Genomic DNA, 15,165 nt, shown 5'->3' with positions numbered 1-15,165 from the left:
ATTACAAAATAAAATCTCTATATATCTACTCATGTGACCATCTTAAAAATGTGTTTTGAGAGATTCCTAATATTTGAGCAGCCTGCCGAGAATTAATTTCACTTTTTTCCCACTTTCCTTTTACATCATCAAAATTATCAGGGATATTTTTCCTTGGTCTACCAAATTGTACACCTCTACACTTAGCCGCATGAATTCCTTCTTTTTGCCTTTGTTTAATATTCTCTCGCTCAATTTGTGCAACATAGGCAAGAATCTGTAAAACTAAATCTGCAATAAATGTTCCAGTCAAATCATTGTTTTGACTTCAGGCTGTTGACAAAGTAAAAAGTCAACAGCTTTTAGTTTTCAAATAGAAAAATATATGGTATTATATCTATTGTCGTGGATGACTTCGTTCCAAATATGCAAATTTTGAGGCTCCACGACTTTTTATTTTACCACTATATCATGAAAATATGGTATAATGTAAATGCATATTTGGAGGTAAAATATTATGGCAATGACATGTTTAAACAATCGAAAAAATGACAGCTTGATTTTGAGTACTATAGATGAATTAGTACCATTGGATCACAAGGTAAGAGAGCTTGAAGAAGCTATTGACTGGAATTTCATATATCCTCTCGTTAGACCTTTATATAGTTCTTTTGGCAGACCAAGTATTGATCCGGTGGTACTTTTTAAAATGCTTTTTATCAACTTTGCATTTGGTATTCATTCCATGAGAAGAACATGTGAAGAAACAAAGGTGAACCTTGCCTACAGATGGTTTTTAGGGTTGTCCATTGATGATGAGGTTCCAAACTACTCAACATGGTCACAGAACTACATCAGAAGATATGGAGATTCTGAAGTTTTCGATGAGATTTTCAAAAAAATTATTGAAGAAGCCATCGCATATGATTTTGTGGATCTTGATACGGTATTTGGAGATGGAACACATCGAAAGGCCAATGCCAATAATAGAAAACATGAAAATAAGGTTGTAGAAATAGTAAAGAAATACTATGACGATGAACTTCTGGAGGAAATCAACAAGGATAGAAAAGCCCCTGAGAAAAAGCCAATAAAGGAAACAAAGGGTATAGAACTTGCATATGACGAAGAAACAGGTGAACTCATTGAAGGAAAAGGAACAAAATCAATAAAGGTAAGCAAGACAGATCCGGAAAGCGGATGCTTTCATAAGGGAGAAAAACAGAAATGCTTTGCATATACAAATCTAACATTCTGTGATAGACACGGATTTGTACTGCATAATACAGTGGCACCAGGCAATCAGCACGATAGTGTTGTTTTTCATGATGCATATAGAAAGCTGTTGAACACCTATGGAGATTTAATACATAACATCAGTTTAGATGCAGGATTCATGACACCAGCAATATGTCGAGAAATCATAGAAGATGGAATCAGAGCATATATGCCATATAAAAGACCCATGACAAAAAAAGGATACTTCAAGAAATATGAATATGTCTATGATGAAAAGTTGGATATTTATATATGCCCCAATAACAAGGATTTGAAATATACTACAACAAACAGATCAGGATACAGGGAATACAAATCAAATCCAAAGGACTGTGAAGGATGTCCATTTTTAGAAAAATGTACACAGAGCAAAAATCATCAGAAGGTCATCACAAGACATGTATGGGAGGAATATAGAGAAATAGCAGATGAGAATAGATATACACCAGAATGGAAAGACATCTATCCACTAAGAAAAGAGACGATAGAAAGAGTCTATGCAGATTGCAAAGAAAAGCATGGACTAAGATTCACAAGATTAAAAGGACTGAAGAAAAATCAACAGGAATCGTTGATTATTTTTGGCTGCCATAATTTAGGCAAATTAGCGAGAATGAAGAAAAGGAAAGGACTCATAAATATTCCCTCACCCAATAAAAAAGAAGGAAATATAAGGAAAACAATACAAATTTATCAATTTTCATAAAAAAATAAAAGAAGTGGTAGATTTAATAAAAAATTCTACCACTTTGTCAACAGTCTGCAGTCAAATCATTGTTTTGACTTTTTCTTGTATCTAATAATGGCATATCCAAGACAACAATATCAGCCTGTTTTTCTTTTGTAATAATTCTCCATTGATTCTGTATTTCATCATAATTTCTTCCTAATCTATCAATAGATAAAATAACAACGACATCCCTTTGTTTTAATTTTTTCATTAAACGATGATATTGTGGTCGATTAAAATTTTTCCCACTGATTTTATCCGTATATATATATATTCCTCTCCACAACCCCAAATTCTTTTAATGCTAGTAATTGTCTGTCTTCACATTGATCTTTAGACGACACTCTGACATACCCATATATATTTCTTTTCAATTTATGTCCTCCTTATTAACTATAGAAAATGAGTTACAATGAAATATCAAAAGAGCATTCTTGCCATATTTAGTATAATCAAAAAAACGTATATTTAACGTTTTTTATTCAAATCACAAATATAACTTCATACTTATTGTCTATTTCATCATACGACTTGTTTATAGTATATAAAGACTATTTCTTGTTTGTGAAAAGAGTTTTGAATATACAAACATAGCAATCAGTTATTTATATGCATTATGAATGAGTTCTTTATGTTTTTGATATCTTATCATCATTGTATCCATAAACAAATATATTGATAAATTTCAAAAATACTAAACAATTGACGACATATATAATCATGGTATTTTAATCATATAAATGGTATAATAAACAGGAAAAGAAAGCAGGTGAAAGCATGGGATTATATCTCAATCCAGGAAATGATAGTTTTCAACAGGCACTTAACAATCCTATATATGTAGATAAATCATTGTTAATTAACTATATGAATCAATTGGTAGGTACTGGCGATAATAAAATATGTGTGTCAAGGCCTAGACGTTTTGGAAAAAGTACAGATGCGAATATGCTTGTTGCCTATTATTCTAAAGGATGCGATTCTCACAACATTTTTGATTCACTCAAAATCAGTGAAACCAATCATTATTTAAAACATCTTAACCAACATCATGTCATTCATATCAACATGCAAAGTTTTTTAAGCAATACACATGATATTGATAAGATGATCCAATTATTAACAATAAGAATTTTAAATGAGTTTAAACAGGCTTATTCAATCATTTTCTTTGATGAAACAAATCTTTCATTATCTCTAGAAGATATCTATGCTTCTTCAAAGAATCAATTTATTTTTATTATAGATGAATGGGATTGTATCTTTAGAGAATATAAGCAAGATAAAGAAGCACAAAAACAATATCTTGACTTTTTAAGAAATCTATTGAAAGATAAACCTTATGTAGAGTTAGCATATATGACAGGGATATTGCCTATTAAAAAATATGGAACACATAGTGCTTTGAATATGTTTGAAGAAATCTCTATGATTGATCCGGGATTATTACCTGAATTTATGGGATTTACTGAAGCTGAAGTTCAAGATCTTTGTATTCAATATAACGTCAGTTATGATGAAATGAAACAATGGTATGATGGATATCATATGACAGATTCTTTATCAACTCTTTCCCCACGTTCTGTTGTTGCTTCACTTATAAGAAATAGATTTGGAAACTATTGGACATCTACCGAAACTTATGAAGCCTTACAGGTTTATATAGATTTGAATAAGGATGGACTCAAAGATAGTGTTATTGAAATGTTGGCTGGTGAAAGTGTACCAGTACAGACATCCTCATTCCAGAATGATATGACAACATTTGATACTAAGGATGATGTCTTAACACTTTTAATACATCTTGGATATTTAGGATATAACAGCTCAGATCATACATGTTATATTCCTAATAAAGAAGTGATAGATTCTTTTGTAAACTCAATCAGAAAGTCCAATTGGGAAGAAACAACAAAAGCACTATTAAACAGCCGTGAGCTCTTACAAGCAACGTGGAGAGAAGATGAAGAAGCTGTTGCTAAATATATTGAAGAGGCCCATTTGAATACATCAATATTAACTTACAACAATGAAAATGCTTTAGCCTATACATTATCTTTAGCATATATTACAGCTAGGGATGATTATACAATCATCAGGGAAATGCCCACAGGAAAAGGCTTTGCTGATCTAGTATTCATACCAAGACATGATAAGCCTGCTATGATTCTTGAATTAAAATGGGATCAAGAAGTCAAGACAGCGATAGATCAGATTAAAGACAAGAAATACCCAAAAGGATTAGAAAAATATAAAGATAACTTACTGATTGTAGGAATCAGTTATAATAAGAAAACAAAAAAACATACATGTCATATAGAAAAACACCAATAAAATGAAACATCTTTGGTGTTTTTCTTATTTTCTATTAATAATATTATAATAGAAAGAAAAAAAACGAAACTCTTTCCCACTAAAGATTGAGCTCCATTCTGTACATTTCACACTATGATAATAACAAATTTAATCAACAATTTTAATAAAAATTTATTCATGATAAAACACTCTCGCTCATTTCTTTCAGTTATCTGTAGTCAATATAATGCATCCTTAGCTCTGATATTTCTTAACTTATTGGAACATTCTAACTGTCATGAATCTAGTTTTTTCATTTCACGGCTACTACAAACGTCACATCTACATTCTCGCCAGGAAATACTGCATCCTGATTACAAGAAGAGGACTGAAACAAAATCAACTCTTTAAAAAAGTTAATTTGTTACAGCCCACTATTAAAAAAAGTATTTTCTAAATTGTCTGTAAATCTGTCGGCAGGCATTTTGATCACTTGGTGTGGATGAAAGCGTAGATTGATATCTTGGATTATCAAAAAACATAGCAATAGGATGCTTATTTTTTTCATCTTTGATTGTGATACCATAGCTTTTTAATTTATATATATCATAACTACTGATTAAAGCTTTCAAAATACAATTTAAATATTCCTCTCTAATACCATCTTTCGTATTTTGTTGGAGAATATCTTCCAATATACTCATATCAAGATTTCCGACATTTTTCTTTTTCACATCATCTTCCAGCATATTTAAAAGAATATCTTTTTGTTCTCCCTGATAATATTCCTGAATATCACCTTTATTTAAAAGACCATATTGATTTTGTAGACTCATTTGTTCTTCTAACATTTCATTTTGCATTTTCAATAATTCTACTTCATTTTCTAATTGACTGATTAATTCACTATATTTGATTTTTTCATTCTCTAATTTTTCCATTTCCTGATCTAACTGATAAACTGTTTCTTCTTCATAATCTTGTGCATGATTTTTTAATTCTTCCAGATATCTTTTTTGTAAACTATGAAAATCATAACTTGTTCCATACCGTCTTTGTTTTAAATACAGACTCAGATGATGAAGAATACGTTGTTGCAGTTGATCTTGGGATTCTTTTTTAAAGAAGCGATATGCCTTATAATCATGATTCAAATAATAGAGAATCACTCGGCTTTGTTGAGGAATGAGCTGACAATGTTCTTTCATCCATAATGAGACATCATATGATGTTTCATACATAACATGAGCTATTCCTCTTAACTGTCCGGCAAGATAATCAGGATCAACAACCTGTTCATAATTAATATAAACAATAGGTAAATTCTCATAAGTTTCAAGCCATTGCATGACTTGTTGACAATGATCCATATTAATTGCTATAGGACTATCACTGATAGGAATTCTACTCGTTTGAAGCAATTGATGTGTCAATAAATAATCTATATAACGATATCCTTTTTGATATCCCTCATTATGAATACACAAACCACCATCTTTTTCATTATATATGTATTCCATACGATGATACAAATGAATCACAACACTTTGATCTTGAGGATACTGATAGATATCAAAATAATCTTCAATAATTCTTTTTTGTTGTAAATTGAGATTATCATATTGAATATCATAGACTTCAAATAATGATTCTATAAACTGTGGAATTGTCCATTTTTCTTTGAGTTTTAAATAAGTTGAAAATGATTTCATATTGAATCTCCATTCTTTTTTAAAATTGCATTTAAAATATCCAGACGGCGATAAATTTCCTGTGTTGTTTCTAAATCATGAGCTTTATGTTGAATATACTGAAGAAGACAATCATGATAGCTTGCTATTTTGTCCATATGATCCACATATATCAAAGCATCATGATATTGTCCCACCTGCATTAATTTTTGATTTTGTTTTTGAGCCTTTTGTTTATCTTCCATTAACATATGATATATATCTTTCAGTTCATCCACTTCAATTTGTTGACGTTTGATTTCTTTTTTAAATTCTTCCTGATAGTCATAAGCATTTTTCATTGTCATATTTTGTTGATGAAGAATTTGATTTTGATAAAGCTGTTCGTAAGAAGGTATATGATTTTTATATTTTTTAATGATTTCATTTCTCAACAGTTCATTTAATTCATAAATCTGATATAAACTTTGACGTTTTTTATTCAATTGAAATATACGGCTTTCATGATCATCAATTATTTCAATATATCCTTCTTCTTTTTGATTTTTACAATAACAGACATGCGCTAAGCCCAGCATCTTTCTTGCAAGAAGATTTGCATCTATATATGTGGTATGCATGTAAAGAATCGGTAACTGGTGTTCCTGAACTTTCATAGCTTCAATATCTTTAACATGATGTGCTTTATAAGAAAGCGGATAAATATCACTTTTTATATAGGGAGATACTAATATGTTTTTAAACAAAACGGGAATAGATACAGCTGATATATAACGTGAATCATGAGATGTTTCTTTAGAAAAACGTAAATGTATTTTTTCTTCTAACATATCATATATCACTTCTACTATAAAATGTGTATTTTTATCATTATCCTGTGTAGAAAAATAAATCGTAAAATATTTTTCATCAAAAATCTGAAGCTTTAAATGTTTATGATCCACTTCATATTCAAATGGAAAAGTTTTTTCTATATATAATCCTTCCATTTTATTTTTAGAATGTTCCAGCCAATCCCATAAAAAACCTATTAATATATCTTGATTTAAATTTTTTGTTGGAAACACAGCATAATAACAAAGCATTTGCCTCACCTTCCTTTGTTTTAGTATATCATAATTCCTGACAAATAAAGACAATTTTATTGAAATCAACACAGAGATTCTTTTTTATCCCTATTCAAAAAGTTCTATGATATAAGCTATAACTGCTTATCATAGAACTTCTCTATTTTTTTATTACATTCTATTATTTATCATGGAGTACTAACTTATAAAATTCTTCATAGCTGATATTCATTAAGATATGATCTTGGATTTTCTCTATCTGCTTTTCATTGCATTCCTTGACCCATTCAAAATTCATGCCTGGAAATTTCTTCAACAGAATTTGAATAAGACTTTTCATTTCACCTCGTTTTTCTAATTTTTCCATCATATCACACATAATTTTCTTTCCTCCTTTTTCCTGTTTAAAATATCTGACTCTTTCTTTCAAGACTTCATCATACATGTCTTCATGATTTTCACATCTTAAATCATGCATCAGCTTCCCTAGGGGTGTTTCATCTTCCTTGGTGGCACTCATATAAATGATATGTACCTTATCCTCAAATGCTTCTCCATCTTCCCCATACCTCTGGATATGATTTTTCAATCTGTTTGTTTCTAGAACATCCTTTTCACATATGAAAATGACATAAATCTCAGGTAGCTTTTCCCATTTCTCATTGACATATGACAGACTGCTATCCAATATACTGGCATGGAACCTCGCTCTTAAAGGTGAAGCATTCTTTAGACTTCTTTCCATTTCCACATCAATAATATTCCCATTCTCTGTTGAAGCTACTATATCCATAATGACTGTTCTACCATGAAGATTTCTGTATTCATCCTGAATATGCCATTCTGTAATGGAAATATCTTCTTCAAAAATGATATTGAATAATAATTCAATGCAGTGCTGATCATTGAAGATAACTTTCATAAAGATATCATCAATAGGTCTTAATGTTTTCACAAATTCAAGATATTCCTGATTCATTTTGATCATTCCTCCTTTTATTTTTATAGTTTCAATCTCTTGGATATTTAAAGAATGATAATCAGGAACCCTTCACTTATCTATATACGCATTATTTTGACATTTTTCTTTTTTTCAGGATAAAAAAGTAAAAAAACATATCTTTCTAAGACAAATATATCATAATATTTGCTGATAGTAAATATTGTGGTATATGAAACATTATATATAGTTTCTATATATTCAAATGATTTTATTTTTCAAAAAAGTCAATGAACAACAGTTCATTGACAATGACACATATTATAATCTTTTTTCCATATGAATGTGAGGACAAAATTCATCTAAATATTCCTCTCCATATGCTTGAAAACCGTTTTTTTCATAGAATCCCATAGCACTTACCTGAGCTGAAAGTTTTGCTTTTGGATAACCAAGTTCTCTGGCTTTCTTTTCTAGTTCATGTAAGATATAACTTCCTAAATGTTTATGTCGTTTTTCTGGAATCACTGCGATTCTCCCAAAAACAATATCTCCCTTTTCATCAAACATACGGGCACATCCTACAGGTGTACGATAATCATAAATAACCAGATGCCAACTATGTTCATCTTGTTCATCAAATTCATTTTGAAATCCCTGTTCTTCAACAAAGACTTTTTGTCTAATCATTTTTGCTTCTTCAGGAAGCTTATTAAAAAATTGATAGTTCATCTTTAATCTCCTTTGGGAAAAATACTTTTTGATCTGATTTAAAACGTTTTGAATTTAAGATAGCTGAAACAATCTCAGATTTCATTGGTAATGGTGATAGACAACCTTCACTATCTAAAATTTCAATTTCACTTAATTCTCCACTTTCACCATAATGCAAATATGGAATTTGTTTTTGATTATCACTGACAATATAATAATCCGGATGATATCCTTTGGCTTGGGCAATAGCTTTGATAGACATGAGATCTTTTTGACTTTTCAATTGTTGATATTTAAATAAATGACGATTTAAAAATCTTGATGACAGATCACTTAAAATGAAATCTTTTTCACGTGTAAATTCTTTAAAATAATATAAAATAACAGCTTCATCTAAATCAACAAAATCACTGACCTGAAAACGGTGTTCCAACATGGGAATTAAATAATGTAAATGGGTCTGGAAAACGTAACCATCGTAGTATAAATCTTTGACTCTTTGAAAAATGCTTTGTAGAAGATGTTCATAACTACGAGCTGTCGGATGATAATACACCTGCCAGTACATATGGTATCTTGCCAAAATATAATTTTCAATAGCTTGAACTCCAGATTCTTTATACACAATTTTCCCATCACGAATACGCATTGTACGCAAAATACGTGACATATCAAAATGTCCATAAGTCGTTCCACTCATATAAGAATCCCTTAATAAATAATCCATACGATCAGCATCTAACTGACTGGATACCATTTGAATTAAAATGCGATTAGGATGTGTATGTTGAATAATACTTGCGACATCTTGTGGTAGTTGTTTATATAACGATACGAGAATATCGTGAACTTCACTTTTTTCTAAAATCATTCTGACTGTCATATCTTCATGATTTTCTTCAAAAACACCTTCAAAAGAATGAGAAAATGGACCATGTCCGATATCATGCAGTAATCCCGCACACATCACACAAAGCTTATCATAATCACTTAAAGCATTTGTTAAACACTCTGTTTCTAACATGCGTCTTACAACCTGATACACACCTAAAGAATGGACAAATCTTGAATGTTCTGCACTTTGAAAAACCTGATAAGTTCCTCCTAATTGTTTGATTCTTCGAAGCCTTTGCATTTCCTTAGAATTAATCAAACGCCAGATAATCAAATGATCAACATGAATATAATCATGAATGGCATCACGTATGACTCTTTTTTCATTAAGTTCAATTGATTGTAGTCTAAAATTCTCCTTAAAATTCATAGCCTCACCTTCTTATATATATTGTATCAAATTTTGATTCATAAAGTCCATAATCTTAAATGTTGAATATTGTTTTTGTATTCTATCAGGTATATAATGAGACATATAAGGAGGAATGAAAAAATGTTAGATCAAAAAGTTGCTGATTTATTAAATGAACAAATTAATAAAGAAATGTATTCTGCTTATTTATATTTAGATTTTGCTAATTTTTATACGCATAAGGGTTTAAATGGTTATGCCAACTGGTATAATATTCAAGCTAAAGAAGAAATGGATCATGCTATGGGTATTCTTCAATATTTACAGGATAATGATTATGCTGTAACATTATCTGCTATTGATAAACCTGATAAAGAATTAAATCATCTTGATGATCCATTAAAATATGGGTTAGAACACGAACAATATGTCACAAGTTTAATCCATACAATCTATGATGCTGCATATGAAGTGAGAGATTACCGTACAATGAAATTTTTAGACTGGTATGTCTCTGAACAAGGTGAAGAAGAAAAAAATGCAACTGACTTATTAACACAATTTGAATTGTTTGGTCATGATCCTAAATCACTTTATTCATTAAATAATGAATTGGCTCAAAGAACATATACACAGGCAGCAATCTTAAATGCTGACTAAAGACCTCAAAAAGGTCTTTTTTTTCATGCACAGTTTGTTTATAATGAAAACAAGGAGGAGAGTTATGTATACAAAAATTAATGAAGCTTATGAATATATCCATTCACGCTATAATGGGAAAATTGATATTGCGATTATTTTAGGATCTGGTTTAGGTCCATTGGCAGATGAAATTGAAAATCCAATCATTATTGATTATCAGGATATTCCTCATTTTCCAGTTTCTACTATTCCTGGACATGAAGGAAAACTTTATATTGGTACCATTGCTGGAAAAACAGTCTGTGCCATGAAAGGACGCTTTCACTATTATGAAGGGCATGATATGGATGTTGTGACATTACCTATTCGTGTATTTGCGAAACTAGGCATTCCTTATTTATTTGTTACAAATGCTTGTGGTGGAATTAGAGAAGATTTAAATCCTGGACAAATCACTTTAATTTCAGATCATATTGGATTTATGGCACCTAGTCCATTACGTGGCCCTAACTTAGATGAATTTGGTCCACGCTTTAAAGATATGACAGAAGTCTATTCAAAACATTTACAGGAAATTGCAAAAAAAGCAGCCCAAAAAACAAATGTTTCTCTTAAAGAAGGTGTTTATTGTTTCTTTAAAGGTCCAATGTTTGAAACACCTGCTGAAATTCGTGCTTTAAAAGCAATTGGTGCAGACATGGTTGGAATGTCTACAGTTCCTGAAGCGATTGTCGCTAGACATTCTGGTATGACAACTTTAGGTATTTCACTTGTGACAAATAAAGCTGCTGGTTTAGGAAATAGTGAATTAAATCATCAGGAAGTCATGGAAGCTGCCAATCAGGCTGAAATCAATCTTGTGAAACTTGTCAAACAAACTATTCAAGATATGTAAAAGAAAACGATGAGAATCAAAATCTCATCGTTTTTCATTTTGACTAAAGACTGGATAAAAAGCCTGATAAGTCTTACTTAATCCGACATTTAGTGGAGTATAAGATAAACCTAATTCTTGAACAATCTTTTGTCCATTATAAGATTCCATTTCTTCTTGAAAAATAGGGTATGGCAATGGATATTGTTGTTCAATGGCTTCAACTAAAGAATGTTCTTCTATACTGACATCAGACTGACAAGTTTTAAGAATTTCATTCATAATAGAATAAGTCACTTGTTCATCATTAATAACATTATAAATAGTATTATAAGCTTTCTTTTCAACAACTTTTTCAATCGCACTGACAACATCTTTCACATAGACAAGCTGAAAAGTACACTGAGCATCCTGGATTGAAAATAGAGGCCATCCTTTCACTGCTCTTTCAATCAATACAGATTCTCTAGGTGCATAATTGAATGGACCATAAATATTGCCTGGTCTTAAAATGGTATAAGGAATATGATGTTCTTTTGATAATGACTGTAATTCTTGTTCTAATTGAACTTTTCCTAAAATATAAGCCCCTGTTTCTCCTTCAAACTGACGTGTTTCAAGGGGGTGCTGTTCATCTTTGTCAAGACCTGTTTGACGCTGATACACATCAACAGTGCTGATCAATATATAATGACGAATCTGTCCAGGAAAAGACTGAATCACTGTTTGAATATCTCCTTTTTGATAAGCACACAAATCAATAACTGCATCATAATCTTCTTTTGGTAATTTTTGCCAGGCATCCAAATCATGACGATCCAAAATATATTCCAAGACACCATAATCTTTCATAGAATAATGTCCTCTATTAACCAATGTCATATCCCATGACTTTGATAAAGACATGGTTAAAACACGTCCTAAAAAATAACTACCACCAATAACTAATACTTTCACAAATATCCCACCTTTGTCTTCATTATATAGAAAAACCATCATAGGCACAACATATATGCCTATAATGGTAAATCACGTTTTTTAAAAAGACATTGTCCAATCCCAAACAACAACAAAGCACTCACAAAAAGTATAAATACATAAACAAATGCCTGATATTCTCCACTCGATAAACTTTGAGGATCAAATAAAGTTAAGGGTGTCAAATAATTAAGAATTTCAAATTGTTGACTGACATCAGATAACATTTGAATTAAAATAAACACAATACCTAATCCAGCACCAAAGCCAATAGATAACTTAGCTTCATTAAACAAAGCACAAGATAGATAACATAAACTTCCCAATAAACAATGGATACCTAACAATCCTATATTGACAGACAAAAAGGAAATCATATCTATACTCGCATCTTTAACCATCAACCAGGCATAAATAGAAATAAATCCAAAAGCATATATCACAACAATGACCAATGCTGTTAATAAAACCATCAGCTGTGTCATCATGAACTGTTGGCGACTTAAAGGTGTTGCCAATAAATAAGCCATAGATCCATGATCTACATATTTGCCAATCAAACGATAACATAAGATCACACTTAATAAAAAAGGAAAAACAATAAGTATAAATCCATATAGATAATTTGTAATAAAATCTAAAAGTGTTGTCGCTATGTTCATCATACCAAATGCCGCAAAAATTTGTGGCATAGATTTTGCTAATATTTCCAGACTACTATTCATATCCGGATCATACATAGCGATAATAATGCTTGAATACATAGTTATCACAACAAGAAAAAGCAAAAGAATTTTATAGTTTGATTTTAATTCTTTTTGATATAAAGTCCAGGACATCTACCATCACTCCCCATAATATTGTAAAAAGATTTCTTCTAATGATTGTGAGCGAATATTCAGATCATTCACCTTATAATGAGATAAATCTTTAATAAAATCATCAATATGTCCTTGAAGCATTAAAGATACATAATATTCATTTTGCCTGGCATCAGGATATTTTTGCATAAATAAGTTTGCTTCCTGTAATGAACTGAATTGAATTTCATAATGTTTATAACGATTATGTTTGAGTTTTTCCATATCTTCAATAGCTACAATTTGACCAGCTTTAATAATAACCACACGATCACAAATATTTTCAATCTCTTCAAAAATATGTGAAGACATAAGAATTGTCTTTCCCTGTTGTTTGAATTGTTTCATCAATTCTACAAACTTTAATTGCATTAATGGATCAAGTCCACTTGTAGGTTCATCTAAAATCAAGATTGGTGGATTTTGCATAAATGCTATGACTAAACCTATCTTCTGTTTCATTCCTTTAGACATGCGTTTGATTGGAGCTTTTGCATCCAATTCTAAAAACTGCATCAATTCATAGGCATAACTCAAATCTTGCATTCCCTTCAGTTTAGCAATCAATTGAATAAAATCTATTCCTGTCATATCATCAATAAATGACATTTCACCCGGTAGATAGCCTACCATTTTTTGAATCTGAGCAGCATCCTGAAAACAATCTAAACCATGAATTTGAACAACGCCACTATCTGGTTTCATAAATCCCATCAAATGTCGAATCGTTGTTGTCTTCCCACTACCATTAGGTCCTAAAAATCCCAATGTTTCTCCTTGTTTGATTTGAAAACTCATATTAAAAATACCACGTTGACACCCATAATCCTTTGTCACATGATCAATTGTTATGATATTCATTCCATTCCCCTCCCTATTTCTATTTTACTCTCTTGTCAATCTTTCACAATAAAAATATGATGTTCACTTTTTAATACTTAATAAAATAAAAAAGATAATCATTTTCCATCATTCAACGATTATCTTTCTCACAATAGTATCAACTCATAGAAAGCCATAAATATTTATTTTACATTTTCACTTATGAGTGAATCAAGCGATAAAATTCTTCATAGCTGATATTCATTAAGATATGATCTTGGATTTTCTCTATCTGCTTTTCATTGCATTCCTTGACCCATTCAAAGTTCATGCCTGGAAATTTCTTCAACAGAATTTGAATAAGGCTTTTCATTTCTCCTCTTTTTTCTCCTCGTTTTTCCAATTTTTCCATCATATCACACATAATTTTCTTTCCTCCTTCTTCCTGTTTAAAATATCTGACTCTTTCTTTCAAGACTTCATCATACATGTCTTCATGATTTTCACATCTTAAATCATGCATCAGCTTCCCTAAAGGTGTTTCATCTTCCTTGGTGGCATTCATATAAATGATATGTACCTTATCCTCAAATGATTCTCCATCTTCCCCATACCTCTGGATATGATTTTTCAATCTGTTTGTTTCTAGAACATCTTTTTCACATGTGAAAATAATATAAATCTCAGGCAACTTTTCCCACTTCTCATTGACATATGACAGACTGCTATCCAATATACTGGCATGGAACCTCGCCCTTAAGGGTGAAGCGTTCTTTAGACTTCTTTCCATTTCCACATTAATAATATTCCCATTCTCTGTTGAAGCTACTATATCCATGATGACTGTTCTACCATGAAGATTTCTGTATTCATCCTGAATATGCCATTTTGTAATGGAAATATCTTCTTCAAAAATGATATTGAATAATAATTCAATGCAGTGCTGATCATTGAAGATAACTTTCATAAAGATATCATCAATAGGTCTTAATGTTTTCACAAATTCAAGATATTCCTGATTCATTTTGATCATTCCTCCTTTTATTTTT

At 30.8% G+C, this 15,165-nt stretch carries 14 protein-coding genes and 1 pseudogene; 4 read left to right on the top strand and 11 right to left on the bottom strand.

What is annotated here, in order from left to right; translation table 11 throughout:
- Positions 1–25: 25 nt before the first annotated feature.
- Positions 26–292: a recombinase family protein gene (locus tag ACESR5_RS10215; protein WP_373155482.1), complete on the bottom strand. Its 267-nt coding sequence runs from the start codon at positions 290–292 to the stop codon at positions 26–28.
- A 204-nt stretch (positions 293–496) separates the two neighbouring features.
- Between ACESR5_RS10215 and ACESR5_RS10210 the strand changes: the two genes are divergently transcribed.
- Positions 497–1,963 carry an IS1182 family transposase gene (locus tag ACESR5_RS10210; protein WP_373155479.1) on the top strand — a complete coding sequence of 489 codons (1,467 nt, stop codon included), beginning with the start codon at positions 497–499 and terminating at the stop codon, positions 1,961–1,963.
- Positions 1,964–2,033: 70 nt separating this feature from the next.
- On the opposite strand, the pseudogene ACESR5_RS10205 reads toward ACESR5_RS10210, so the two are convergent.
- Positions 2,034–2,361 (bottom strand): annotated as a pseudogene (locus ACESR5_RS10205) (recombinase family protein); the annotation flags it as partial.
- Between the two features lie 403 nt (positions 2,362–2,764).
- On the opposite strand from ACESR5_RS10205, the gene ACESR5_RS10200 reads away from it, so the two are divergent.
- Complete coding sequence (locus ACESR5_RS10200; RefSeq protein WP_373155475.1) at positions 2,765–4,321, top strand: AAA family ATPase; 1,557 nt, start codon at positions 2,765–2,767, stop codon at positions 4,319–4,321.
- A 398-nt stretch (positions 4,322–4,719) separates the two neighbouring features.
- Here ACESR5_RS10200 and ACESR5_RS10195 read toward each other — a convergent pair whose 3' ends face one another.
- The 5 genes from ACESR5_RS10195 to ACESR5_RS10175 all read right to left on the bottom strand — a co-directional run bounded on the left by ACESR5_RS10195 (position 4,720) and on the right by ACESR5_RS10175 (position 9,958).
- Positions 4,720–5,994, bottom strand: coding sequence for a hypothetical protein (locus tag ACESR5_RS10195; protein ID WP_373155472.1), 1,275 nt, complete (start codon positions 5,992–5,994; stop codon positions 4,720–4,722).
- Positions 5,991–7,058, bottom strand: coding sequence for a hypothetical protein (locus tag ACESR5_RS10190; RefSeq protein WP_373155469.1), 1,068 nt, complete (start codon positions 7,056–7,058; stop codon positions 5,991–5,993). The genes ACESR5_RS10195 and ACESR5_RS10190 overlap by 4 nt, the downstream gene beginning before the upstream one ends.
- A 163-nt stretch (positions 7,059–7,221) precedes the next feature.
- Entirely contained in the window at positions 7,222–8,028 is an 807-nt protein-coding gene (locus ACESR5_RS10185) for a PD-(D/E)XK nuclease family transposase (protein ID WP_373155466.1), read from the bottom strand.
- A gap of 273 nt (positions 8,029–8,301) precedes the next feature.
- Positions 8,302–8,712, bottom strand: a complete 411-nt coding sequence (locus tag ACESR5_RS10180) for a GNAT family N-acetyltransferase (protein WP_373155463.1) — start codon at positions 8,710–8,712, stop codon at positions 8,302–8,304.
- On the bottom strand, positions 8,693–9,958 hold the full coding sequence (locus ACESR5_RS10175; RefSeq protein ID WP_373155461.1) for an HD domain-containing protein: 1,266 nt from the start codon (positions 9,956–9,958) through the stop codon (positions 8,693–8,695). The genes ACESR5_RS10180 and ACESR5_RS10175 overlap by 20 nt, the downstream gene beginning before the upstream one ends.
- Positions 9,959–10,081: 123 nt before the next feature.
- Between ACESR5_RS10175 and ACESR5_RS10170 the strand changes: the two genes are divergently transcribed.
- Positions 10,082–10,600, top strand: a complete 519-nt coding sequence (locus ACESR5_RS10170) for a ferritin (protein ID WP_087935977.1) — start codon at positions 10,082–10,084, stop codon at positions 10,598–10,600.
- Between the two features lie 64 nt (positions 10,601–10,664).
- Entirely contained in the window at positions 10,665–11,477 is an 813-nt protein-coding gene (locus ACESR5_RS10165) for a purine-nucleoside phosphorylase (RefSeq protein ID WP_087298323.1), read from the top strand.
- Between the two features lie 24 nt (positions 11,478–11,501).
- On the opposite strand, the gene ACESR5_RS10160 is transcribed toward ACESR5_RS10165, so the two are convergent.
- The 4 genes from ACESR5_RS10160 to ACESR5_RS10145 all read right to left on the bottom strand — a co-directional run.
- A complete protein-coding gene (locus ACESR5_RS10160; RefSeq protein ID WP_373155457.1) occupies positions 11,502–12,413 on the bottom strand; it encodes an NAD-dependent epimerase/dehydratase family protein in 912 nt (303 codons plus the stop codon).
- A 59-nt stretch (positions 12,414–12,472) separates the two neighbouring features.
- Positions 12,473–13,273 (bottom strand): ABC transporter permease subunit, encoded by an 801-nt coding sequence (locus tag ACESR5_RS10155; protein WP_191341956.1) that lies wholly within the window; start codon positions 13,271–13,273, stop codon positions 12,473–12,475.
- A gap of 6 nt (positions 13,274–13,279) precedes the next feature.
- On the bottom strand, positions 13,280–14,155 hold the full coding sequence (locus ACESR5_RS10150; protein WP_373155453.1) for an ABC transporter ATP-binding protein: 876 nt from the start codon (positions 14,153–14,155) through the stop codon (positions 13,280–13,282).
- Between the two features lie 181 nt (positions 14,156–14,336).
- The coding region (locus ACESR5_RS10145; protein WP_373155450.1) for a PD-(D/E)XK nuclease family transposase at positions 14,337–15,165 on the bottom strand (829 nt) is incomplete at its 5' end.

The organism is Clostridium sp. AUH-JLR23 (assembly GCF_964238065.1).
Taxonomy (GTDB): Bacteria; Bacillota_I; Bacilli_A; order Erysipelotrichales; family Coprobacillaceae; genus Allocoprobacillus; species Allocoprobacillus merdigallinarum.
The sequence above is the reverse complement of the archived record's forward strand: the minus strand, read 5'-3'. Positions and strand labels throughout refer to the sequence as shown.